At 61.5% G+C, this 24337-nt stretch carries 17 protein-coding genes; 7 read left to right on the forward strand and 10 right to left on the reverse strand.

Annotated elements, in window-relative coordinates:
- Positions 1–30: 30 nt before the first annotated feature.
- On the reverse strand, positions 31–1728 hold the full coding sequence (locus tag IPM54_36550; protein ID MBK9265282.1) for an ABC transporter permease: 1698 nt from the start codon (positions 1726–1728) through the stop codon (positions 31–33).
- 610 nt (positions 1729–2338) lie between these two features.
- Here IPM54_36550 and IPM54_36555 point away from each other — a divergent pair.
- The 4 genes from IPM54_36555 (at position 2339) to wecB (ending at position 6812) form a co-directional block, all read left to right on the forward strand.
- Positions 2339–3991, forward strand: coding sequence for a serine/threonine protein kinase (locus tag IPM54_36555; GenBank protein ID MBK9265283.1), 1653 nt, complete (start codon positions 2339–2341; stop codon positions 3989–3991).
- Between the two features lie 41 nt (positions 3992–4032).
- Positions 4033–4992, forward strand: coding sequence for a hypothetical protein (locus tag IPM54_36560; protein ID MBK9265284.1), 960 nt, complete (start codon positions 4033–4035; stop codon positions 4990–4992).
- A complete protein-coding gene (locus IPM54_36565) occupies positions 4952–5422 on the forward strand; it encodes a hypothetical protein (protein MBK9265285.1) in 471 nt (156 codons plus the stop codon). Before IPM54_36560 ends, IPM54_36565 begins: the two co-directional genes overlap by 41 nt.
- A 271-nt stretch (positions 5423–5693) precedes the next feature.
- Positions 5694–6812, forward strand: a complete 1119-nt coding sequence (wecB, locus tag IPM54_36570) for a UDP-N-acetylglucosamine 2-epimerase (non-hydrolyzing) (GenBank protein ID MBK9265286.1) — start codon at positions 5694–5696, stop codon at positions 6810–6812.
- A gap of 5 nt (positions 6813–6817) precedes the next feature.
- On the opposite strand, the gene IPM54_36575 is transcribed toward wecB, so the two are convergent.
- Genes IPM54_36575 through xseA form a run of 3 tightly spaced genes read right to left on the reverse strand, consistent with a single transcriptional unit; the run spans position 6818 to position 11095 of the window.
- Positions 6818–8821 carry a glycogen debranching enzyme family protein gene (locus IPM54_36575; GenBank protein MBK9265287.1) on the reverse strand — a complete coding sequence of 668 codons (2004 nt, stop codon included), beginning with the start codon at positions 8819–8821 and terminating at the stop codon, positions 6818–6820.
- Positions 8818–9747: a shikimate dehydrogenase gene (locus IPM54_36580; GenBank protein MBK9265288.1), complete on the reverse strand. Its 930-nt coding sequence runs from the start codon at positions 9745–9747 to the stop codon at positions 8818–8820. The genes IPM54_36575 and IPM54_36580 overlap by 4 nt, the downstream gene beginning before the upstream one ends.
- A complete protein-coding gene (gene xseA, locus IPM54_36585; protein MBK9265289.1) occupies positions 9740–11095 on the reverse strand; it encodes an exodeoxyribonuclease VII large subunit in 1356 nt (451 codons plus the stop codon). Before xseA ends, IPM54_36580 begins: the two co-directional genes overlap by 8 nt.
- Positions 11096–11325: 230 nt before the next feature.
- Between xseA and IPM54_36590 the strand changes: the two genes are divergently transcribed.
- Positions 11326–12834 carry an acetyl-CoA carboxylase biotin carboxylase subunit gene (locus IPM54_36590; GenBank protein MBK9265290.1) on the forward strand — a complete coding sequence of 503 codons (1509 nt, stop codon included), beginning with the start codon at positions 11326–11328 and terminating at the stop codon, positions 12832–12834.
- Between the two features lie 71 nt (positions 12835–12905).
- Complete coding sequence (locus IPM54_36595) at positions 12906–14600, forward strand: carboxylesterase family protein (GenBank protein MBK9265291.1); 1695 nt, start codon at positions 12906–12908, stop codon at positions 14598–14600.
- A 9-nt stretch (positions 14601–14609) separates the two neighbouring features.
- On the opposite strand, the gene bioB is transcribed toward IPM54_36595, so the two are convergent.
- Positions 14610–15602, reverse strand: a complete 993-nt coding sequence (gene bioB / locus IPM54_36600; protein MBK9265292.1) for a biotin synthase BioB — start codon at positions 15600–15602, stop codon at positions 14610–14612.
- 146 nt (positions 15603–15748) lie between these two features.
- On the opposite strand from bioB, the gene IPM54_36605 reads away from it, so the two are divergent.
- On the forward strand, positions 15749–16666 hold the full coding sequence (locus IPM54_36605) for a CBS domain-containing protein (protein MBK9265293.1): 918 nt from the start codon (positions 15749–15751) through the stop codon (positions 16664–16666).
- Positions 16667–16679: 13 nt separating this feature from the next.
- Here IPM54_36605 and IPM54_36610 read toward each other — a convergent pair whose 3' ends face one another.
- The 5 genes from IPM54_36610 to IPM54_36630 form a co-directional block, all read right to left on the reverse strand.
- Complete coding sequence (locus IPM54_36610; protein MBK9265294.1) at positions 16680–17735, reverse strand: PilT/PilU family type 4a pilus ATPase; 1056 nt, start codon at positions 17733–17735, stop codon at positions 16680–16682.
- 64 nt (positions 17736–17799) lie between these two features.
- Positions 17800–18435, reverse strand: a complete 636-nt coding sequence (locus IPM54_36615; protein MBK9265295.1) for a thiamine biosynthesis protein — start codon at positions 18433–18435, stop codon at positions 17800–17802.
- Between the two features lie 124 nt (positions 18436–18559).
- On the reverse strand, positions 18560–19531 hold the full coding sequence (locus tag IPM54_36620; protein ID MBK9265296.1) for a fatty acid desaturase: 972 nt from the start codon (positions 19529–19531) through the stop codon (positions 18560–18562).
- Between the two features lie 663 nt (positions 19532–20194).
- Positions 20195–21643: a hypothetical protein gene (locus IPM54_36625; GenBank protein MBK9265297.1), complete on the reverse strand. Its 1449-nt coding sequence runs from the start codon at positions 21641–21643 to the stop codon at positions 20195–20197.
- A gap of 3 nt (positions 21644–21646) precedes the next feature.
- Complete coding sequence (locus IPM54_36630) at positions 21647–24223, reverse strand: dynamin family protein (GenBank protein ID MBK9265298.1); 2577 nt, start codon at positions 24221–24223, stop codon at positions 21647–21649.
- Between the last annotated feature and the right edge of the window lie 114 nt (positions 24224–24337).

Genomic DNA, 24337 nt, shown 5'->3' on the forward strand with positions numbered 1-24337 from the left:
GCGGCGGCGATTGTTTATGCTGCGCGCGCATCACTGCGCGCGGAATCCCTCGGCAGGACGTAGCCGTGCGGCATACGCGCTCGGAATGATCGTCGCCACGAGACAGATGAAGATCGCAATGGCTCCGGTGATCGCGAATTCCAGCGGCCTCACCTGCACCGGCAATCGGGAGATGAAGTACACCTTTGGATCGAGCGGGAAACCGTAGACGAGAAGCCCCTTGCAGACGACGACGCCAAGCAAGAGACCGAGCGACGTGCCCGCGAAACCGATGATGCCGCCTTGGTAGAGGAAGATGCGCAGGATCTGTCCGTTCGTTGCGCCCATCGCCTTCAGCACGGAGATCTCTTTCGTCTTGTCGAGCACCACCATGATGAGCGTCGCAACGACGGTAAACGCTGCGACGACGATGATGAGCGCCAAGACGCCGCTCATGAGGATCTGCTGGATGAGAAGCGCGGTGAACAGCCCGTGGTTCAGCTCTTCCCAGTCCATCGTGTGATACAGGCCGCTCGCGAGCTGCACGCTGATCTGCTTGGCGATCTGCTTGGCGTCGTCGATGTCGTCGACCTTCATCTCGACGCCGGTCACCGTATCGCCCTGATCGTAAAACGCCTGAGCTTCGTACAAATCCGTGTAGACGAGCTTCGAGTCGTACTGGTCAAACCCTGCCTCGAACACCGCAATCACGCGGAATCGTTTGGCAACGGGGGGCTTCAGCGATCCGCCCGAATACGAATAACCGATGGTCGGAGACGTGACCGTGACGCAGTCTCCCAGGTCGAGTTTCAGCGTCTTTGCGAGCGACGTTCCAACGACGATACCGGGCAGCTTCGCAACGAGATCAGGATCGGCGCAGATGTCCGGATCCACGTCCGCGGGAACCTCGTCTTCATCCGGCAGCACGCTTGCGTAGCCGCCATCAGGCTCGACCTCACCCGACGGGCCTGCTTCTTCCGCAACGCCTGCATCGAGCTCGTCGACGACGTCGTTGACTTGGGGTTCGGGCTTGGCGTCTTTGTAGAGTTTGTCCGCAGGCGTCGCTTCGAGCGCTGCGATCGCGTCGATGCTCGGAGCCTCGTCGTCCTTCGTGTCGTCTTTCTTGTCGTCCTTGCGAAGGCGCGCTGCTTCTTCCTGCCGCTTGATGTCCTCTTCGATCGCTTGAAGCAGTCCGAAGGTTCCGCCACCGTCCTGGGGCAAACCTCCATCGAGCGAATCGTTTAGTTTGGGCACGGGGGGCAAAGAAGGCGACTTGCGTTCCGGCGGTTTTGCGCCGGCGATACGCAGCCCCTCGAGAGACCCGTCTTTGATCTGCTGTGGCAGGTCGAGTACGTACGGAGAGCCCTCGGGCAAACCCACGCCAAGGCTCGAAGACGGCTCGACGCCCTTCAGCAGCACGCCCGTTGCGGTGGCGGATCCATGCGTGAGCATCATCGGATTGATGCTGAATGGTGCGACGGCGCGAACGCCCGGCACTTTGGCCACCTGCTCCATGACAGTCCGGTATTCACGAAAGTCCGTCGAATACTTGAGGACGAGCACGTGAGCGTTGACCCCGAGGACTTTCTCGCGAAACTGCGCTTGAAAGCCGCCGGTTACGCTCATGACGGTAGCAAGAGCTGCGACACCGAGCGTGACGCCGAGAATGGCGAAGGCCGTGCCAACCGAAATGAACGCGCGTTTTTTGCTCCCCAGATACCGGAGCGCAACCTCGAGGGGGTAGCCCATCTGGCGGCAGGCTGTAGCAGAGTTGCCGTGCCCTGGCACGTAACGCTCGAAAGAGTTGCGTCGCCGCGCTCGAGAACGTGGGTCGCGAGGCAGCCGTGTTCAGAACTCTTCTCCGATGCGGCGTGTACTGCTACAATACCACTGCGTTTTTATCCCTCTCGGCAAAACGCCCTTCATGCCGCCCAACGATCCCCCCGCCCCGCCGAAACCACCTACGGCCCCAAGCGCCGCGGGCAAGAGCGTGCCTTCGCCTGCCGGCAAGGTAGCTCCGTCGGTGCTTCCTGCGCCCATTGCGCCGCGTCCTCCTGCGGGTTTGGCCAAGTTGGCCGGCTCGAGTGCGCCCAAGCCTGCGAGCGTTACGCCTTCTGCTGCTCCGACAAACTTGCTGCCCAAGGTCCCGGGGCCGCCGAAATTGCCCTCGATCGCGCCACCTGCGCCCGTGGCCGCACCGAGCGCGCCGCCTCCTCCACCACCTGCACCGAAGGCAGCAGCGCCGAAGGCGTCTGCGCCGCCGCCAGCGAATGCCGCGACAAACGCCGCTCCGAGCGTTCCGCCGAAGGCGCCATCGATCCCAGCGCCTCCGCCAGCGATCTCCGTCGAAGAGAAGTCGATGGATCTCGATCTCGCGACGCTCGGGCTCGGCGATCCCACAGAACGCGCAAAACTTGCAAGTTTTCCCGACGGCGATGGGACAAACCGCCCGAGTTTTACTGGAGACGGCGCGCCGAAATCTCGGCGCATCGGCGAAACCGACATTCCGCCTCCGGCTCACGTCGATGCAGAGCGAGCTCCTGGATCCAAGGATCCGTACATCGGCACCACCTTCGATCATCGCTACAAGATCGAAAAGCTGCTTGGCGAAGGCGGCATGGGGTTTGTCTATCTCGCACGGCACAAAGTCATCGACAAGAAGGTCGCGGTCAAAGTGCTGCGCGCCGAGATGGCCAAGGATCGCGAGATCCTCGAGCGCTTCCTGCAAGAAGCGCGAGCGGCATCGAGCATCGGCAATCCGCATATCATCGACATTTCGGACTTCGGCGATTTGCCCGATGGCTCCACGTACTTCGTGATGGAGTTCCTCGATGGCCAGAGCCTGGTGCAGTTCAACGACAAGAACAATCGCCAGCCGTTCGAAGTCATCGCCAAGATCGCGATTCAAATGGCCAATGGTCTCGCGGCAGCCCACGAAGCGGGCATCATTCACCGCGATCTCAAGCCGGAAAATATCTACATCGTCACACGTGGCCTGGACAAACACTTCGTCAAGATTCTGGATTTCGGCATCGCCAAAGTCGCCACGAGCGGTGAAAACAAGCTCACGCGCGCAGGCGCCGTCTTCGGCACCCCGCACTACATGTCTCCCGAGCAAGCTGCAGGCGCGCCGCTCGATCATCGCACCGACATCTATTCGCTCGGCGTCATGCTCTACGAAATGGTCAGCGGAATGCTTCCGTTCACCGCTGACAACTTCATGGGCATCCTCAGCCAGCACATGTACCAAGCGCCTCCGCCGCTGGGAAAGCTGAACCTGGATTCGCCGTGCCCAGCCGAGCTCGAAGCGATCATCTTCAAGTGTTTGTCCAAAGCCCCCGATGATCGCTACCCCGACATGCATGCACTTTCGGCCGACTTGCAGCGATTCCAGGACGGCATGGTTCCGGACGCCGTTGCTGAGATGGCATCGCGCCCCGAAGGGCTGTCGGTCGGCGTCACGCCGGACAAACCCAAGAAATCCCCTTGGATTCGCCTGGTCGCCGTGGGTGCGGTGGTCATGGGCGCGACGCTCGGCACGGTGCTCGTCATCATGCAATCGCCCACAGCCTCGACAAACGCTAGCCCAGGTGTGAGCGCGTCGGCTCCTGTAGCGACGACACCTGCGCCCGTGCAAAAGACACTCGTGCTCGTCGTCGTCGAGCCTCCGAGCGCCGAAGCAGCGGCAATGCTGGGTACGGAAAGAATCAAGTTTCCGAAGAACATCGAGGTTGAGCAGGGCAAACCCGTGACGCTTCAAATCGAAGCGAAGGGATTCGAACCGAAGAAAATCACGCTCGATGGGAGCGTGAAGGAATTCCGGGCCAAACTCACGCCTTTGCCGGTCGTTGCCCCGCAGGTCGCGGACACACCGGGCGGGCGTCCGACGGGCAAAGTCGGCGCACCGGCAGCTCCGACGACTTCCGCCACGACGACAACGAAGATTGGCGGCAGCGGCGGCGCGAGCGACATCGTCGATCCCTACGCTCACCAGGTAAAACCCAAGCCCTGAACATCGCCACGCGGCACCAAAAAGTGATAGACCCAGTCGGCGTGTCCGACGTCGCCCACCTCATCGACTACGTCCCCGAAGATGTCCTCGGCATCTGCCGCCGCCTCCGTGAACACGGCCGGCGCGGCTGGATCGTCGGCGGATGCGTTCGTGATCTCTTACGAGGGCAGCCCGCCAAAGACTGGGATGTCGCGACGGATGCCAGGCCGGACGAGGTCATGCGCATCTTTCACAAGGTCATCCCGACCGGCCTTCAGCACGGCACCGTGACCGTCGTTTTGCGCCACGTGCACTATGAAGTCACGACGCTTCGTGGTGAAGGTGCCTATTCCGACGGACGGCGCCCGGACAAGGTCGAGTTTGTCGAGGACATCGTCGCCGATCTTGCTCGCCGCGACTTCACGATCAACGCCATCGCCCTCGACCCCGTCGACGGACACCTCATCGATCCGTTCGACGGCCGCGCGGATCTCGCAGCTCGCGTCGTCCGCGCCGTGGGTGACCCTCGTGAGCGTTTTTCCGAGGATGGCTTGCGCATTCTTCGCGGCGCACGATTCGCCGCAACGCTCGAGTGCACCATCGAAAGCGACACCGAACGCGCCATGAGCGAGGAACGTTCGCACCAGACATTTCGTCGCGTGAGCGCTGAACGCGTTCGTGACGAGTGGCTGAAAGCCATGCGGGCACGACGTCCAAGCGTCGCATTCAACATCATGCGCCGCACCGGAATCATCGGAATCACGTGTCCCGAGCTCGCCGCCACCATCGGGTGCGGACAAGACAAACGGCACGCGCACGACGTCTGGGATCACACGATGGAGTGCCTCGACGCGTGCGAGCCCGATCCGATCTTGCGCACGGCCGCGTTGCTACACGACATCGGCAAACCCAAGGCGCGCATCGTTTCCCCGGATTCTGGAGAGCCCGCGTTTTTTCGAACATCAGCGAATCGGCGCCGAAATGGCCGAGGAAATCGCGACGCGCCTGAGGTTCTCGAATGACGAACGCTCGCACATTGCGGCATTGGTGCGGCATCATGTCATTCGATACGACGACACATGGACGGACGGCGACGTGCGGCGATGGATTCGTCGAATTGGTGTGCCCTTGATGAAAGATTTGTTCCGGTTGGCCATTGCGGACTTGCAAGGCAAGGGCGTCGACGTATCGGAGCAAGTCGCCGCGCTCGAACGACTGCGCGAGCGTTCAAACCAGCTTTTGGCGGCGGGTGCGGTCCTGAGTACGAAGGATCTTGCGCTTCGTGGTGGTGACTTGATGCGCGAGCTTTCCGTGCCGCCGGGTCCCATCGTGGGCGAAGTGCTCCAGGCGCTCGTGGAAGTCGTTACGGACGAGCCTGCGGACAATGAACGCGAGCGGCTCCTCGGTCACGCAAGACGCCTCTTGTCCGAACGCTCGGCAGCCCCGAGCTGACTTCATTCGCACGCTGGCTCATCACGCAACCGGCCTCATCTTGCCGCAATGAGGCGAATACATATTTGGGCATTGCATGAACGAGCGCTCGTTTTCGCCGTCACGCCGCAATGCATTTGTATGCAATGCAGAACGGCCATGTCCGAGCATACGACCGAACTGTTTTTTACGCCAAACCACGAAGGATCAGGGTCGCGAGCGACGCCGTGGTCGTGCCCGAATTACATTGTGGATCAAGACGATCCGGCGTGGCATGACGGAGCCATTCCGCATGATTTCCCTCGTCGCCGGCACTCGTCCAAACTTCATGAAAATCGCCCCCATTTGGCGAGCGCTTTCGAAACGGCACGTGCGCACGCGACTGCTCCATACGGGCCAGCACTTCGACGCGTCGATGAGCGAGGTGTTCTTTCGCGATCTGGGACTGCCTGCACCCGACCTGACACTGCACACCGGAGGGGGTTCTCCTGCGGAACAAACCGCCGCAGTCCTCGTGGGCGTCGAAGCGGATCTCGTTGCGCATCGCCCTCGCGCAGTGGTCGTCGTCGGAGATGTGACGAGCACCCTGGCCGCGGCGCTTGCCGCAGCGAAATTGGGGATTGCGGTCGTGCACGTGGAAGCGGGTTTACGTTCACGAGACTGGACGATGCCCGAAGAGATCAACCGAGTTTTGACGGACCAACTGTCGGACTTGCTGCTCATCCCCTCGCGCGATGCAGAGACAAACCTTCTGGCCGAGGGTATCGCGGCAGAGCGCATCGTGTTCGTCGGCAACGTGATGATCGATTCGCTCCTCCATACCGCTTCGCATCCGACGGATGTCGTCGCACGCTTCGATCTCGCGGACAAACCGTTTGCCCTCGTCACGCTGCATCGCCCTGCGAACGTGGACGAACGGGATGCGTTCGTTCGAGCGATCGACGCCGTCGAAGCGATCGCTCGGCGCATCAAGGTGCTCTTTCCGCTGCATCCGCGCACGGCGGCGCGCGCAAATGCTTTGGGTTTGTCCGGTCGTATTCGTGCGATGCAGAACTTGCGTCTCGCCGAGCCGCTTGGTCACGCCGACTTCGTGACGTTGATGACCCATGCCAAGTTCGTCGCGACAGACTCGGGCGGGCTTCAAGAGGAAACCACGGCGCTCGGGATCCCGTGCCTCACGATGCGCAAGGGCACTGAACGTCCCATCACGTTGACCGAAGGAACCAACACGATTGTTGGTCTCGACGCACCGCTGATTGGACGGGAAGTCGACGCGATCTTGGCCGGCAACGGCAAGCGGGGGCGCATTCCCGAAGGTTGGGACGGACAAACAGGCGAACGGATCGCCGATGCGCTCATCGCGTTCCTCGCCGGCACGCCGCCTCCCAAGACGGCCGTGCACCGAGCCTGATCTGCCTAACCCTTCAGTGCTCGAAGGAGCTCAGCGGCACCAAGGGCGTGCGCGATGCAGCCGCTCAGCAGGTTTGGATCGTCCCCGCCCGCAACTTGGGGGACATGCCCAACGGCGAGCTCGCGATCAGCCGCAGATGCGATGAGCGTCGGCAGCTCGAGCACGAGCGGATCGTCTGGCGGTAAAACGGCCCGCGCGGCCCTTGCGTACGGCCCGAGGAGCCACGGAAAAACCGACCCTTGGTGATGTGCCGCGTAACGCTCGTCGACGGTGCCCTCGCAGCGGCCCTTGTAAGCCGGCTCGTGAGGCGCGAGCGTCCGCAAGCCAGCCGGTGTGACGAGCTCGCTGCGCGCGCGATCTAGCGTCGAACGCGCACGATCAGGCGCAAAACATCGGGAATCGATCGCGAGCGCAAGCACCGCGTTGGGGCGGATGGTTTCGTCCTGAAAACTGTCTTCGCCCGTTTCGGCTTCGGAAATGACGTCGTAGGGATACGACGTGCGCTCGCACCAGAAGCGAGCTTGAAATGCCGATCGCGCTCGGTGACAAGCGGTATCGGCTCGATCCGCAAGCGCATCGAGTCCAGCGGCGCTCGCGAGTCTCGCAAGCGAGAAGCATGCGCGTGCCCAGAGTGCGGTGAGCTCTACGGGACAGCCCACACGCGACGTGACGACTTTGCCGTGAGCGCGAGCATCCATCCAGGTCAGCGCATCACCGGAACGTCCAGCGGCGAGCAGTCCATCACGTGTGACGTGCATGTCGTGAGGCGCGCCTCGTAACACCAGCTCGAACACGTTCGAGAGCACAGGGAGCAGTTCGTCTTTGACAAACGGATGGGTTTCTCCGAGCAGCTCGGCAAAACCCTGTGCAACATCGAAGAGCCAGAGCGTCGTGTCCGCCGCTGCGGTATCGAGTGCTCCGCCTTGATCGGGCAAGCGATTCGGCACGAGCCCCTCGTGCATCGACGCGATCATCGTCCGAACGGCGCCCATCGCTTCAGTGACGTTGCCGGTTGCAAAGTACAAACCGGGCACGGACATGATGGCTTCTCGCCCCCACGCATCGACCCACGGATATGCGGGTACGATCGCCGGCCGCTCCACGGCGTCTGCGCGGAAGAGTTTTGCTGCAAGCGACAAACGCCGCTCGAGGGCCGGACGTTCCGGGCCTGGATCCGCCGCCGCGATTGCATCGCACGCAGCAGCGACGAGCGCTTCGGGGCTGCCTTCGGGAGCCTTGTCGACGCCGACGAGCAAGTAGTTCGGTATGCCCGATGGATCCGGCCGAATTTCGAACACTCCAGGCGTCCAGAGGTCCTCGTGAAACTCCATTCCACGCGAACGCTCCTCGAAGTACTCGAAGCGGCGCCACCAATCGGGTGAGCCTACGAAAGTGCCTTCGTAGCGAAAACACAGCCTCGGCAGCGCGCGCATCGGACGTACGCGCATCTCACCGGCACGCAGTTCGACACGCTGTTCCATCGCTCCGTGCTCGCGCATCATCTCGTGCATGTGCCGCATCGCGAGCAGCGGGCGCAGCGTGCAGATGACAGGCTGCGGACCGCGCCAGGTGTATCGCAAGACGGCAGCGTTTTCCCCGGGCACGAGCGCCAGAAGGACTTCGAGCTCGCCGCCGGCGACGGCATACGTCCACCGCGGCAAGGGATCTTGATCGAATCGTTCGAGGTAAAACGAGCCGTGATCCGGATCGAGCCCTGGGAACTGGTGCTTGGCAAGGTCCCACAAGCCGCGAGGGGCTCCGGGTTTCGGCGGCACGATCACCGTCACGTCGACGTGCGACAACGTCACATGACGACCACGCGGCGGATCGAACGCAGCGACGAGCAAGCCATGGTAGCGGCGCGTGTGCAGGCAAGCGATCGTCGAGCTTGCGTACGCGCCTGCGCCGTTGCCGAGGATCCACTCGCGGCTACGCGCAAGGCCCAGGTCTCCGTGCACTTTCAGGTGCGGATAAACCAGTGCATCTTCGAAGCGGCTAACGCTCGTCATCCTGCTGGCCCTTGCCGATCGAAGGCTTGCTCGGCCGCACGCTGCATGACGTCGAGCGGCGGTGACTGGCCAATCCACAGCTCGATCGAGCGTGCAGCCTGCCGAACGAGCATGCCGAGACCACCTCGAGCAAGGAGCCCGTGCGCCATGGCAGCTCGCAAAAACGGAGTCACCGGCGGATTATAGACGACGTCATAGGCGAGTGTGTGCTGAGCAAGCTCGGCCCACGGAACGATTTCCGTCACGGCTTCTCCTGCGTCGGCTCCGGCCATCCCGGCGCTCGTCGCTTGCACGACGAGGGACGATGCGCGGACAAACTCGAACCATTCGCTCTGCAACCGTTGGACTGCCAAAGGACCTGACCCGGGATCGTTCGATGGCCATGGGAAAACCTCGGCCCCGAGCGCTCGCATGCGGCCCGTAACCGGCAAAGTCTCGAGATATTCCCGGCTCAGCCACGAGCGAGAGGTCACTCCGACGCGTTCGTAGCCGAGCTTTCGACAAGCTACGACCGCCGCAAATCCTGCGCCTCCGCCACCGATGACCACGGCATGCAAACGCGGCGCCTCGGGCAAATCGGTCTCGATGTCGCGTGCAAGAGCTTCGGCATCGGTGTTGTAGGCATGTATGCGGCCGTCGTCATCACGACACAGGACGTTCGCAACACCGGGCTCCACGGCACTCGCATCGACCACGTCGGCCATTTCGAGCGCCGCGCGTTTATGCGGCAACGTCACGTTTGCCCCGCCAAACTTGCCCGCGCGCAGGTCGTCGAATGCTCGAACGAGGTCGGCTTCGGTTGGAAGATCGATCGCTCGAAACGTGTACGCAAGCCCAAGTGCCGCATATGCCGCCCCGTGAATGACGGGCGAAAGCGAATGCGACACAGGGTGGCCAAAGAGTGCGAATACCCGCCCCTCACTCATCGGTTCCTGTGTCTCGCAAGGATGGTTGTCGTTCCGGTAAAACCTCGAGAACTTCCGCAACGAGCGCTCCATGATGGACACGCACGGAGATGCGATCGCCCGCGGCAACGTCGGTCGCGCTACGCACGGCACGGCCGCCTTCGGTCGTGGCGATGGCGTATCCGCGAGCAAGCACGGCAAGCGGCGACATCGCATCCATCCGCACGGCTTGGCTTCCGAGACGCGTGCGCAGACTTTCCATGCGACGATGCATGGCTGCACCGAGACGAACCTCGAGCGGTCCGATGGCCCCGCGCGCTGATGCAACGACCGCACGTGGATGCCTCGATCCCAGTCGCGTTTCCAGTTGCGAGAGCTCGGTTTGTCGTTTTGCAACCGCTCGACGCAGCGCCCGTTCGAGGCGCATTTCCGCTTCGTCGAGCTGCTGCTGTCGTTCGGCGACGAGCTGTGCAGGTGAACCAACACGAGACGTCAGCCGATCGAGGTTTGCCCGCCGCGTACTCACGTTGTGCTTCATCGCGCGGTACGTACGCTGGAAGAGTTGCTTGAGCACCGTGAGACGAGCTGCGCGATCGGGCACGAGCATCTCGGCCGCTTGCGAGGGCGTCGCGGCTCGCGCATCGGCGACGAGATCCGTGAGTGTCGTATCAATCTCGTGCCCCACAGCGCTGACGACCGGCACGGACAAACTCGCGACTTTCCGCACGAGGGCTTCGTCGTTGTACGCAAGGAGGTCTTCGGCAGATCCCCCTCCCCGACCAAGGATGATGACTTCGACTTCGGGCACACGCGCGAGCATGTCGAGCGCTCGGACCATGGATTGCGCCGCCCCGGCACCTTGAACCGTTGCACGTGCAAGCAAAATGCGCGGCGATGCGCGGCGGAACGAAACCGCGATGATGTCGTGAATCGCCGCTCCATCGCCACTCGTGACGACACCGATCACCTGCGGATCCTGCGGCAACGGTCGCTTGCGTTCCGGGGCAAACAGGCCTTCGGACGCGAGACGTTGTTTGAGTCGCTCGAGCGCTTCGAGCAGCGCTCCACGGCCAACCGGTCGAACGTCTGTCGCGACAAACTGAAGCTGGCCACGAGGGACATACACCGTGGCGCGCCCGATGAGCACGACGCGCGCACCGTCGGCAAGCATCTTTCGCGCTCGCGGAGGCGCTGTTTTGTACATGACGCAGTCCACGCACGCCTCTTCCGCTTCGTCCTTCAGCTTGAAGTACGCATGCCCGCTCGAGTGCAGCCGCATGCCGGCGACTTCGCCGACGACGCGAGCGTCTTGGGTGCCGCCTTCGACGAGGCGTTTCAGCCGATGGTCGAGCTCGGCGACGGAGATCACCGGCGGCTCTTCGGGCCTTCGCATGGTGGGGCGTTGCGCTTGCACGCCGTCCCCTCCGGGCCGAAATGCCGCGATGGGTTCCGAATCTCCTGGCCCTTCGTACGGGAAATCGGGGCCTAGATCACGCCTTTGCACGGGGCGCGTGGCGTAGCTCGTAAGCGACCCGAGGGAAAGTGAAACCGACGTTTAGCTGGTTCCTTCCTGGCAGGTGGGTGTGCTACGTCCTCGGCGTGATCCGTAAGGTTCTCATAGCCAACCGCGGCGAAATCGCCGTCCGCATCATCCGTACGTTGCGCGAGCTTGGAATCGCGTCCGTTGCTGTATACAGCGACGCCGATCGCCAATCGCTGCACGTCAGACTGGCCGACGAGGCCTACCCCATCGGTCCTGCTCCGGCTCGAGAGAGCTACCTGCTCATCGAGCGCATCCTTGGAGCCGCGCGAAAGTCCGGCGCGGACGCGATTCATCCAGGATATGGGTTCCTTTCGGAAAACCGCGAGTTCGCCGAAGCATGTGAAAACGCGGGCATCGTGTTCATTGGTCCGCCAGCGAGCGCCATGGCTGCGATGGGATCGAAAACGGCTGCACGCGCAAAGATGGCCGCAGCGGGCGTGCCGATCACGCCTGGAGGTGACGCTTCGACGGTCGAGGAAGCACGGGCAACGGCTGCGCGCGTGGGTTACCCCGTGCTGCTCAAGGCGGCGATGGGCGGAGGCGGCAAAGGCATGCGCTTGGTCCACGACGCAAGCGAAATGGAGAGCGCTTTCGACAGGGCTCGAAGCGAGGCTCTCCGCGCCTTTGGCGACGCGACGGTCTACATCGAAAAAGCGATCCTCGAGCCGCGTCACGTCGAGATCCAGGTGCTCGGCGACAAGCACGGCAACATGGTGCATCTATTCGAGCGCGATTGTTCGATTCAGCGCCGACATCAGAAAGTCGTGGAGGAGACCCCCTGCCCCGTCGCGACGCCCGAGCTCATTGCGCGTATGGGTGAAGTTGCGGTGAAGGGCGCCCTTTCGGTAGGGTACTTTTCCGCAGGCACGTTCGAGTTTTTGCTCGGGGAAGACGGAAATTTTTACTTCCTCGAAATGAATACGCGTCTGCAGGTCGAGCATCCGATCACGGAATGGATTACCGGGACGGACCTCGTGGCAGAAATGATTCGCGTTGCTGCTGGAGAAAAGCTTCCTTTCCGCCAGGAAAACATCACGCGGCGCGGAGCTGCCATCGAATGCCGCATTTACGCAGAAGATCCGATGGGATTTTTGCCAAGCCCCGGAAAAATCGAATGCTTGCGCGTTCCTTCCGGGCCGTGGCTTCGTGACGATGGAGGGTTTTACGAAGGCGCCATCGTGCCGAGCCATTACGATCCCTTGATCTCCAAAATCAGCACGTGGGGACCGGATCGGCCGACGGCGCTCCGACGCATGCGCCGCGCGCTTTCGGAATACGTCGTGACGGGGATCAAGACCAATATCGTTTTCCACGAAAAACTGCTGGCGCACCCGGCATTCGAATCGGGTCGTTACGCGACGAGCTTCATCGACAAGCACAAGGCCGAGCTGTGTTCATATTCTGAGCTTGGGCCGGAAGAAGAACTGCATTTTGCGGCGGCCATTGCTGCGGCGACCGCGCGTAACGAGCGCAAGGCGCAACCCGCAACGGGCGATGATGTATCGGGCAACCACTGCGGACTTTCGCCGTGGGTGCAGCAACATCGGGCAACCGTGCTCCGATAGTCGCCAAGTGCGACCGTCCATTTTACGCTCGGGCCCCTCGCGGTGTCTCACGCATCTCGAGGGCCTACACGATGCGCGTTACACGATGGAGCACATTCTTCGCATTGACCGGCGTTCTGCTCGCGGGCTGCAGCGACAACGGCAACTCCACGAGCACGACCACGAGCAGTTCGAGCAGCGGAAGCGGGGGCAGCGGAGGCACGGGCGGTAGCGGCGGATCCGGCGCTCGCTGCCAGGTGGAAGCGGCCAGCGAACCGGGCGTCGTTGCATTGGATAGCGGTCTCGTACGAGGCACGAAAGAAAGCGCATCCTGGGTATTTCGCGGAATTCCCTATGCGGCGCCACCTACCGGGGACAAACGATGGAAGCCGCCCGAGCTGGCCGCATGTTGGGATGACGTGCGCGATGCAAATGCGTTTGGCGCGGTATGCCCACAGCTCGACAAGACGAAGCAACCCATTGGCAATGAAGACTGCTTGACACTCAATGTCTGGGCACCCGACGGCGCAATGGCTGGAAGCGCCCCGCTGCCCGTGCTCTTTTTCATTCACGGGGGCGGTAACATCCAAGGCTCGAGCAGCGAAATACTCGCGGGTATGGCGCCTATTTACAATGGCATTTACCTGAGCGAAGCGAGCAAAGCCATTGTCGTTACCATCAATTACCGATTGGGACCGCTGGGATTCTTGACGCTGCCCGAGCTCAGCGCGGAATCAGCCTGGGGAGCTTCGGGCAATTATGGATTGCTGGATCAAATCGCCGCACTCGAATGGGTACAGAAAAACATTGCGGCATTTGGTGGGGATCCATCGAAAGTCATGGTCTTCGGTGAATCCGCAGGAGCCGTCGATACGATCACGCTCGTTGCATCGCCGCTTGCAAAAGGTCTCTTTTCCGCAGCGCTCGCACAAAGCGGCGGCGCCCCGTCGACTCCGCAGAAGGATGCGGAAACCGCAATGGCCGCTCGAGTGGACATGTCGTCGTGCGGGAATGCATCCGACCGCGTCATGTGTTTGCGTGGAAAAACCGCGAATGAATTGCTGGCCGAAATCCCGGGTTCCATCAGCGTCAGTGGCGTATCGCTCGGGAGCAACGCGGCCAATTACGGGCCCATCATCGATGGACATGTGCTGCCCAAAGCAACGTCGGCCATTTTCGCGGCTGGCGAACACAATCACATGCCATTCGCCATTGGCACGAATGCCGAAGAGCTCGCCGACATGCTCACCGTGAAGGTCGATACGGAAGCAGAATTTCAGGGGATCATCAATCTCAACTTCGGCACGCTCGCGCCCGACGTGCTGGCGGCATACCCCCTTGCCGATTACCCATCGCCGCAACACGCGCTCGTTGCCGTGTATTCGGACCTGCGTTTCACGTGCCCCACGCGAATCCTCGCGAGCAGCATTTCCAAAACGCAAACCGAACCCGTGTATCGATATTTCTTCACGCGCCAGGCAAAAACAGCGCAAGGAAACCAACCCGCCAAACACGGGATCGAGCTGCTCTACGTGTTCCGCACGATGACGGACATTCCGCTCTTCAATCCAGCGCCGGAGGACTTGGCATTGGCAGACTCAATCATGGGATATTGGAGCCGCTTTGGAGCAACGGGCAGCCCGAATGGAGCGGGCGCCGTCGAATGGCCCAAGTACGACATGCTCAAAGACCCGCACCTCGTGCTCGATAGCCCCATCACGACGGGCGAAGGCGTCCGCACGGCGCAATGTGATGCATGGGAAGCCATTCTCACGAAAGCGCCGTAGCGCTTACGCTCACTCCGCTGCTGGAACCGCGGCCGTATGCACCGGCTTGCGCGTCGAAAGCCCCGCATCGCGAATGAGCGCCGTGTCTTCGTTCTCGTCCGGATTGGGCGTCGTGAGCAGTTTGTCGCCGTAGAAGATCGAGTTTGCCCCGACGTACAAACACATCATCTGCGCTTCGCGCGTAAGCTCCGTCCGACCCGCGGACAAACGCACGCGGCTCTTCGGCATCACGACACGCGCCGTCGCGATCATCCGGACAAACTCGAGCGGATCCACCGGCGGAAGGTGTTCGAGCGGCGTGCCGGGTGCTCGCACGAGCGCGTTGATCGGCACGCTCTCCGGATGCGGATCGAGCCGTGCAAGCTCGACGAGCATCGCGCACCGATCGCGCACACTTTCACCCATCCCGATGATCCCACCCGAACACACCGTGATGCCAGCTTTGCGCACGTTGCGAAGGGTAACGAGTCGTTCGTCGTACGTACGCGTCGAGATGATCGAACGGTAGTGCTCACGCGATGTGTCGAGGTTGTGGTTGTACGCATCGAGCCCCGCGTCCTTGAGCTTGCAAGCCTGCTCTTCGGTCAACATCCCGAGCGTCACGCACGCTTCGAGGCCCATGCCCTTGACGCCGCGAACCATCGACAAGACGCGATCGAACGCCGGGCCGTCCTTCACTTCGCGCCACGCAGCGCCCATGCAAAACCGCGTCGAACCGGCTTCCTTCGCGCGCTCGGCCGAAGCGAGCACGTCATCGACGTCGAGCATCTTCTCTGGCGTGACTTTGGTCTCGTAATGCGACGACTGCGGACAATACGCGCAGTCTTCAGGACATGCGCCCGTCTTGACGCTGAGCAACGTGCAAAGCTCAACCTCGCCGTCGACATGGTGCGCGCGATGCACGGCTCGTGCGCGGTCCATGAGCGAAAGAAAGGGCATCTCGTGAATCGCGACGACTTCGTCGACGCTCCAATCACGGCGAATCGTAAACGCCTCGGTCATGGCTCGTCGATGTAGCCGACTCGGGGCGCGAGGAAAAGACGAAGCGAACAGAGGCGCGGAAGTAGCTGAAGCCGGCCGCCATCAAGACGGCACCGTTTTGGCTAGACGGCAGTCGTCCACCCATCGCCGAACGATCAGGAGCCCTCATGTCTCTCGAAAATTACCGACGCCCCAGGCTCGTCATTCTGCATCCTCGCTCGAGCACTCGTGAGGCCGCTCGCGCCATGGCGGACAACCACATCGGCGCAGTGCTCGTCACGGAAAACCAGAAGCTCGTCGGCATCGTCACCGACCGCGACCTCGCACTCGACGTGGTCGCCGGAGAGCTCGACTCGAATACGACGACCCTGCGCGATGTGATGAGCGACGAGATCGCATGCGTAGACGTCGACGACAGCGTGAAAGACGTGCTCGATACGATGCGCAAACACGCCTGCCGTCGCGTGCCGGTTCTTTCGGAGGGCCGGCCCGTCGGCATCGTCACGCTCGACGATTTGATCATCGAGGGCGCAGTCAGCCTCGACGATTTGCGTACGGTCGTTTGTGCGCAGCTCGAGATAGCCGCACGCTTCAAAGCCGAAGGAGAAACGCATCCACTGGTGCCAGCACGGCCCGACATGGACACGCGTTCACGTGCACGTCGCCGACGCGAGGCGCGCGCGGAGAACACCTACAATCGCCTGCTCGGCGCCGTCGAGCGACAAACCGGGCTCGAGTCACGCGAGCAAGCGGAACAAGCGCTGCGCATCGCGCTGTCGAACATCTGCCGCCGCCTCACGCCCGGCGAAGCACAACACTTGGTCGCTCAACTGCCGTCGAAACTCGCCATCTCGCTCGATCGCCCGTACGAAGGTCCCGACAAAACGATCACGACGGAGACCATTCAGTCGGACCTGCGACAAACCCTGCATCTGATTCCAGACCACGCCGCCGATATCTTGTATGCGGTGTGCGACGTCATCGCAGATTCGGTTTCGGCAGGAGAAATCGAAAGCGTTCGTGCCGAGTTACCGACGGCGATGAAAGATTTGTTTCCAACGATGCCGTACCGTCGAGCGGGGTGACATTTGTTGGATGTCAAACGTTCATGATTGCGTGACGTGAAGCGTCCGCGTCGACGAGACCCTCTTTCACGAGGCGCTGCACATCCATCGCGAGTGTGTGCATGCCGCTCGCCCCGCCGCGTTCCATGAGCTCCCGAAGCGACACGCTCTGCTCGGGACGCTTCAGCGCGAGCCGCACCGAGCTCGTCCCCAAGAGCACCTCGGTCGCCACGACGCGCCCATCGCCATCGGCACGCGGGAGAAGCCGCTGCACCACGATCGCCTGCAAGCACTCGGCCAAACGCTCACGCGTTTCATGCAAGTTCGAGCTCATCGAAAGGAGTCTGCCCACCGCGCGTTCGGGATCGGGCGCGTTCAGCGCCGAGAGCACCAAATGGCCCGTCTCGGCAGCTTGAAGCACCGCGTCCATCGTCGCCTCATCGCGGATGTCACTCACCATCAGCACGTTCGGGTCCTGCCTCAATGAAGACCGCACGCCGCTCGGAAACGAATCCGTGTCGACTCCAACTTCGCGCTGGCTGACGCTCGATCGACCATCTTCATGCATGAACTCGATCGGGTCCTCGATGGTGACGACATGCTTCGCGTGCGTCGCAACGATGTGCGCGATCATCGACGCGAGCGTCCACGACTTGCCATGCCCCGCATGCCCCACGACGAGCACGAGGCCGCGTTCACGGTCCGCCAATGCGCGCACCTGCTGAGGCAGCTTCAAGTCGTCGAAACTCGGGCACGCTTGCGGAATGACCCGCATGACGAGCGCCACCGAGCCGCGCTGCACGTACATGTTCACGCGAAACCGACCAAGCTGCGGAACCTCGTACGACACGTCCAACTCGCGGAACGAGGGCGCCGATGCGAGCGCTCCACTTCGTTGCGCAAGGATGAGCCGCGCAACCGCTTCGGTATCCTTGGGTTCGAGCGGTTCGGCGCGAAAATAAACGATTTCGCCACGTACGCGGGCACCAGGCGGTCGCCCCACCTTCAAGTGAACGTCGCTGGCATTGGCCGCATGCGCCTTCGCCAGAATTTGATGGAGAAATGCTTCACTCGCGTACGGCGTCGTCACGCTGACGAACCTAGCGCAGGCATCGGATACGGAAAAGAAATGCGCAAGCGCTTCGACGTAAGCATCACGGCGGATCCAAATCCGTTGGAATCTGCGAAGGATCCACGATTTTTTTCTCGGCCAAAGCTCGAGCGGCGGAAACGGCCAGCGCCCGATGCTCGCGTGGCAACGCTTCGTCTTTCGCGATCGCCAATACGGCTGCACCCGCTTCTGCAGCACCTTCGGGATCGACCCATTCTCGCGCTCGTGCGGGACGTCCAGCAATGCCGAGCAACGCGGAAAGCAGCAGCTCGCGTGATTCATTCGTCGCCGTGAGAGCTCGCTTGGCAAGAGGTCCAAGGGCCACGTCGGCGTCATCCGCGAGCGGCAATGAGGCGAGCGCCGTCGTCGTGATGTCTCCTCCGTCGTCGAGCGCGTCGAGCAATCCTGCCGCTCCGAGCGCATCCGCAAGCGCCTGTTTGTCCGCGAGATCCTCGCCCTTGGCGCGTTGCCATCGTTCATCCTCGAGGCGCGCACTCGGCGTCACGCCAGCCGCGGACGAAGGCGATGCAGCACTCGCAGAAAGAGGCACTCCGGCGGCCGAAGGCACGAGCGGCTGCGAATGCGCCTCGGGCGGCGTATGACCGCGACTGCATCCGAATAGCGCTGCGCCAAGGTACATTGCGGCCAGCCCAATTCGCCGTCGTTTCCGCACGCTCATGATCGCCCGCCTTAGCGCGGCATGCACGCGAAGCCAAGCTCCGCGACACAGGCATGCCGGCGAAGCTCACACATTTCCCATTCCCTGATGAAGTTACCGAATCGGCCTTCCAGAGATCGTGATGTCATTCTTTCGGAAATCCTACCATCTTCCCCGCCTGAGGATCCCACAACTTCAGCGACAAGCAGCGCCAGACGTCCCCCACGGACAAACTCGTCTGCGGCTCGATTTGAAGCTCGGGAATCGCCGCCATGGCTTCTCGCAGGCGGTAGAATGGAATGACCGCATTGAGATGGTGAACGTGGTGGTATCCAATATCGCCCGTGAAGAAGCTCATGATCGGCCCGCAACGCATGAAGCTCGACGACTCCACGGCAGCTCGAGCAAACGTCCACGATTGGCGAGGCTGCATGTGAATGCCGGGAAAGTTGTGCTGCGCGTAAAACAGATAAGAACCGAGCGCGCAAGCAATCAAGAGCGGTCCGACGAGCACGAGAAGCGTCGTTTCGATGCCAAAGAAATACGTAATCGAGACGAGGAGCGCGACGTGCACCACGAATGCGACCGCAGAGTCCCAGTTTTCGCGGGGATTGCGATAGAATGCACCCACGCACATTCCACCCAGAAAAATCGTCAAGTAGCCGAAGAGAATATTGAATGGATGGCGTGCAATGGCATAAGCAATGCGCTTGCTTCGCGGAGCCCTTCGCCACATTTCCACCGTCATCACGGGGTACGATCCGATTTGAGCCCCAACGATTTTCGCCGTGTGCGCGTGATGGTAATTGTGCGTCGCTCGCCAGACCCTCGGCGGCGTCAATACGAGCACGCCGTAAACGAAGAAAATCACCTGGCCAATCAAACTGCGACGAAGAATCGCCCCATGCTGAAAATCGTGCGCCAAAATGAACGCACGTACGATGAGCAGCCCTTCGAAGACACTCCCGACGACGCGTAATGCCCAATGCGGTGCGGCCGCCGCGACCACCGTCGCAACAGCCAAAAGGCCAAATGTCGACACCACATGCACCACACTGCGAAATCGGTCCTCACGAGCGAAAGGACGCGTAACCGCAACAAGCTCGTTTCCCTGCATAATCTCCAAAACGCCTTCAATGAATCAAGCTATGATGCGCCGCAGCACAGCCTGTATTTATCGAATTTTTGAAGCCGTGCAAGGTCCAAACACGATTTTTTGTTGCGCATTGACGTTCGCGCTGTTGCAAAAATACTTCAGCCGCCCCACGCCATCCGACAAGCGTCCACCGCAACGTCGCAAAACTCCCGCTGAATCTGCCCAAGCGTCGCGTCCTCGGCCAAAAGCTCCGATTCGAGCTCCGTGTAGAGTTTGTCCACGACAGGGGCCACCGCTTCGGCAGCCGCGAGCACCTTCGCCGACGCCTCCGCCCGAGGCTCCGTCAATTTGATGACGACTTCCCGCGCCGGCTCGATGAACACCTGATCCACGTGCGATACCGACTTTTCGAGCGTCCCGAGCACCTCGCCAATGTGCCGCTCGACCCCCGCTTTTCGCTCGAGCGCAAGCTGCCGCAATGCCTCCTCACGCCCTTGCGTCGCCGCAACTTCCGCGCTTTGCACCATCGCCGTCACGTGCTGCCGCTCGACACCAATCTGCTTCATGCGCGCCAATACCCGCACCGCTTCGTCCTTTTGATGACGCATCTCGATACGGCACTTCTCCAGGCGCTCGGCAAGCTCAACCCGCGCCTGTTGCAACGTCACGATGCCGTCGCGCGCCTTATCCGATGTGACATTGCGCGACGGCCGCGCAACGCCGAGCTTGTTGCCAATGTCGCGCCCAAGCGCCTCGAATTGGGAAAGCTTGCCCGAAAGCTCCGCTATCTGCCTCTCGAGGAGCGCCTGCTTCGCCTGCTCGGTCTGCAATTCCACCGAAATGCTCGAATACTCGATCTGCGCTTGATGCAACGCCGAAGTTCGTTGCGCCAGGATCCCTTGCTCCACCTGCCGCTTTTCTTCCAATGCCGAAACCCGCGCACGCCATTCGTCCTTGCCAAACAGCACCGGCTCGTCTTTTCGTAATGCAACGATTTCCGCTTCGAGCGCCGTCATCTCTTGCCCACGACGCCGCAATTCTTCTTCGAGCAACTTGCCCGCTGCTTCGATCTGCCGCTGCCTCGCTAACACCGCGCCCGTTGCATCCACCCGCAATGCACGCTGTCCCGATAATTCCTCGATTTGCTTGGACAAACTCTCTGCCTGCTCGCGCGCCAGACAAGCATCCAGCACCAAGTGCGCCGTATTGATTTTCTTGCCCAAGCTCGGCGTCTTTCATTTGCGCCGCTGCAAATTCCCCCTCGAGACGCGCCGCCATCGTCGCCACAGCATCGCGCGCACGCCCGAGCGAAAGCTCCTCCTCCGCCAGCGCCGTCACGCTCGCTCGCGCCTTCGTGAGCTCCTCCGAGCCCGCTGGAGGCACCGTCACGAGCTCGGGAGGCATATCCTTCGTCACAGGCAATGTATCCGGCCACGACGCGCCCGGCTCGCATTCGACGAACGCATACAGATTGCTGATGGCTTTGCGCAAAAACGGCAAGCAGGTTTGGTACACCTGATCGAGCCTCGTGGCATACTTGCGGTATTCCTCCGCAGCGGTTTCGGCCGCCGATAAATCCGGAAACGGCACCGCTTTTACAGCATCGAGCGTTTGCTTTGCTCGCGTCACGACCGTCTCCGCAATCGGCTCGAATTCAGCCAGCTTTTTGGCACGTTCGTCCGCTGCGCGCGCTTGTTCCGCGGCCAAAATGCGCGCCGCAGCAGCTTTTGACTTCGCCGGAAGCTCACGCAAATCCGATAGACGCGTCCTTTGGGTCACGATTTCATTTCGAGCCCCCGCGACGAGCCATTGCACGTGCTGCAAATTCTCGTTGTCGTCGCCCTGAAAACCGAATCGACCAACGACCTCGTAAATGTCGTTCAAGTCCGAAAGGTCCTTTTCGTCGACCGGCCACCACAACTGAGCAATCTCGTTGCGATATGCCCGCGGCGCGCCCATGGCCGCATCGAGCGCCGCGACTCCCACCGGCGAAAGCGGTTCGGCATAAGCTTCGAGCGCCGATTTCACCACACCATGCGTCCGCTCGATGTTTTGATAAGCCGCGCCAATTTGGGTGACCACGGTCTGGTAAAACCGCACGTAACTGGACAAGCGCGCGAGGTCGTGACCCACGGTTCATCCTCCCGTTTGTTTCGACGCCGAAACGCTCGATTGCGGCGAACCACCACCGAATAACTCTTCGAGCGCCGCGATGTCCGCTCGCGCCCGTTCCTTTTCCGCCTCGATCGCCGCAAACTTGTGCGGCCAAATGCGCGAGCATTCGCTACGCACCCAGCGCCTCAGCGATTGCTCTCCCTCACGATCGAGCCACGAATCGTGCACCGTCCGCACCGCTTCTTCGTGATATTTCTGCAAGCCCCGCGGGTGCTTTGCCAATGCTTCCAAAAAGTCGCAAATGCGATCGACGTCCGTGCGAACGCGCGTGAGCATCTTCGACCAATCGCGCCCCGTTGCCGCAGGTTGCGTCGGCTTCGTCGGCGCAGATCCAGCCGCCGGAGCCGCCGTAGGAGAAGGCTTTGCCACGGGCATGGCCGCCCCCGCCGTCGGAAACCCTCCAATGGCAGGTTTTTCCTGGCCGGGTTGCGCATTTTCTTCCGCGCCAAACCCAAGCTTTGCTTTCACCGTCCCCACGACGTTCGTCACGCCGCTCGTCGCCGATGCCTGCGCCTTGTCCGCAATTCCCATTCCAAAGAATTGCTCGAGCCCCCGCATTTCCCGCTCGCGCATTTCCCGGTCGCCCGGATCGGTCGCATCGAGGATGTCCACAATCTGACGCGCAAAATACCGCGACAATACCTCGAAAGCCACGTCCGCTTTCGCCATTTCGTTGTTCTGGTACCGCACGACGCTCTCCGATACGTGCCCCGACCTCCCAAGCGAATCGATTCGCTCGATGAGCCCCTTGCCGCCGGGCAAAAGCAATTCGAGACGCCCGCCTTCGAAGTTTGCCTCGACGAACATTTCATGCAGCATCCGCTCTACACTTTCACGCGCCGTGTTGCGGAAATCCTCGCCGAGCCCCGCAATGCGCGACGCCACGCGTTCACGCATCTGCTTGCGCATCTCAATCTCGACCGCCGTTTCGTTCATCAACCCCGGGCTCGGCATCTGACGACGCTTCGCTTCCGCTTCTTCCGGCGTGAGCCGCGCAATCAAGTCGCTACGAATCTGATCGATACGCGCATCCGCACGCAGCGCCCTCGAAGCTCGCTGCGATTCACTCATCTCGTGATCCATGAACGCCGACAAACGCTTGCGAATCTCCGGCAAAAGCCCGATCGGATCCTCGCCCGACTGGATGTGCTCGTAATGCATGTCGAACACTTGCTCCGCCCGCCGCTCGAACTCGCGATCGCTCAAGCCATCCTTGACCGTCACGAGCACCCCGCGCAAAAGCGCCTCGACCTCGCCGAACTCCGCGTTGATCGCGCCCGTCACCTTGCGATCGAGCGCCTCCACATCCGTCGACAAATACCTCTCGACGGCTTCCTTGAGTTTGTCGAGGCCGCTCACGGGCGTCGTCGACCCGAAGAAGTCCATGAGCTGCCGAGCCACCGGATGTTGCGTGTCGACGCCTTGATGCGCCCACACTTTCGAGTACGGGAAGATGCGATCGACGCCTTGTTCGCGGAAGTTTCGTGCCGCCAGCGACCAGTGCCAATTGCCGTTTTCGTCCGGATGATCGAACAAGTCCACCTTCGTCAGCACCACGAAGATGCGATCCTTCAGCGAGATGCTGCGATCCGACGTCTGCGCCATCCGCAGAAGCTCCACTTCGTTCCGCACGAGCGACGGGCGCGTGATGTCTTTGACGAAAATCGTCACGTCCACCTCGTTCGTCAGCGCATCTTCGGTGTCGCGTCGCGCCTTGTCCGAAGGCGCATCGATGCCCGGCAAGTCCATCAGCTCGACGCCTGGCATCGCGCCTTCGACGGGAATCGTCACCGTGACAATCTTCACCGCGCGCACGCCTGGATACGGCCGATTGCCGTTTTTCGTGTCCTTCAGTGCGATGAACGGACGAATTTTCTCCGCGAGCTCATCGATGTTTGTCGCGACAATTTTCTCCGGAGGTTTCCCCAGTCGCGCTTTGATCTCGGACAAACCTGCCGAGATGTCGACCAGTTCGGCAAGTGCCGTCTGTTCACGACGACCTGCGCGATCGGGATCATCGACCTCGTACCCTTCGCGGGACTTGAATGCGGCCTTGAGGCGCAGGATTTCGGACTGGTTGAGCCCCACCCAGCGCTCGACGCTTCCTGGTTCGAGCGCATCGAAGTAGCTTTGAATGCGCGCTTTGAAGTCGCTTTCGCCGTAATACGTGACCGTAGCTTCGTATTGATTTTCTTGCCCCGGTTCGATGACCGTGGTGCTCCATGTGCAGCGTTCGGCCTCGCTCGGCAGTAGCTTTTCGCTCTTCAACCAAGCCGAAAGAAACGCGCTCTTGCCTTGTTTCTCGAGACCAACCACGCCGATCTTGACGACGCCTTTGGCGAGGCGTTTTTCGCGGTCGTTTGCGCGAGCTCGCAGGTCTTCGAGCCTCGAACGAAGCTGTCTGAGCTGCCGTGCGCTGTCGCTATCCGGTTGGAAGTAGCTTGCGAAGCGATCGCAGAGCTGCCTGTATCGCAGCACTTTGTCGCCGATCCTTCGCAACTCTCTCGCGTTTTCCTTACGACCTTCCGGACTCCACATGGGCGCGTTTCCTCGCTGTCGTGCGCGCGGGTGTACCAGGCGCGAGCGACATGGCAAGCCAGTCGGGGCGGATGTGTCAATAGGGATGTGATGGGTGGGTGCGTTGGCGTGCTT

The organism is Polyangiaceae bacterium, assembly GCA_016715885.1.
Taxonomy (GTDB): Bacteria; Myxococcota_A; Polyangia; order Polyangiales; family Polyangiaceae; genus Polyangium.

What these genes read in the sequence shown, in the direction of transcription:
- IPM54_36555 (MBK9265283.1), top strand. Translation starts at nt 2,339, where the DNA reads ATGGATCTCGATCTCGCGACGCTCGGGCTCGGCGATCCCACAGAACGC.
- IPM54_36575 (MBK9265287.1), bottom strand. Translation starts at nt 8,821, where the DNA reads ATGACGAGCGTTAGCCGCTTCGAAGATGCACTGGTTTATCCGCACCTG.
- IPM54_36630 (MBK9265298.1), bottom strand. Translation starts at nt 24,223, where the DNA reads ATGTGGAGTCCGGAAGGTCGTAAGGAAAACGCGAGAGAGTTGCGAAGG.
- IPM54_36615 (MBK9265295.1), bottom strand. Translation starts at nt 18,435, where the DNA reads ATGAGCGTGCGGAAACGACGGCGAATTGGGCTGGCCGCAATGTACCTT.
- IPM54_36595 (MBK9265291.1), top strand. Translation starts at nt 12,906, where the DNA reads ATGCGCGTTACACGATGGAGCACATTCTTCGCATTGACCGGCGTTCTG.
- IPM54_36580 (MBK9265288.1), bottom strand. Translation starts at nt 9,747, where the DNA reads ATGAGTGAGGGGCGGGTATTCGCACTCTTTGGCCACCCTGTGTCGCAT.
- IPM54_36565 (MBK9265285.1), top strand. Translation starts at nt 4,952, where the DNA reads ATGGCCGAGGAAATCGCGACGCGCCTGAGGTTCTCGAATGACGAACGC.
- wecB (MBK9265286.1), top strand. Translation starts at nt 5,694, where the DNA reads ATGATTTCCCTCGTCGCCGGCACTCGTCCAAACTTCATGAAAATCGCC.
- bioB (MBK9265292.1), bottom strand. Translation starts at nt 15,602, where the DNA reads ATGACCGAGGCGTTTACGATTCGCCGTGATTGGAGCGTCGACGAAGTC.
- IPM54_36605 (MBK9265293.1), top strand. Translation starts at nt 15,749, where the DNA reads ATGTCTCTCGAAAATTACCGACGCCCCAGGCTCGTCATTCTGCATCCT.
- IPM54_36550 (MBK9265282.1), bottom strand. Translation starts at nt 1,728, where the DNA reads ATGGGCTACCCCCTCGAGGTTGCGCTCCGGTATCTGGGGAGCAAAAAA.
- IPM54_36620 (MBK9265296.1), bottom strand. Translation starts at nt 19,531, where the DNA reads ATGCAGGGAAACGAGCTTGTTGCGGTTACGCGTCCTTTCGCTCGTGAG.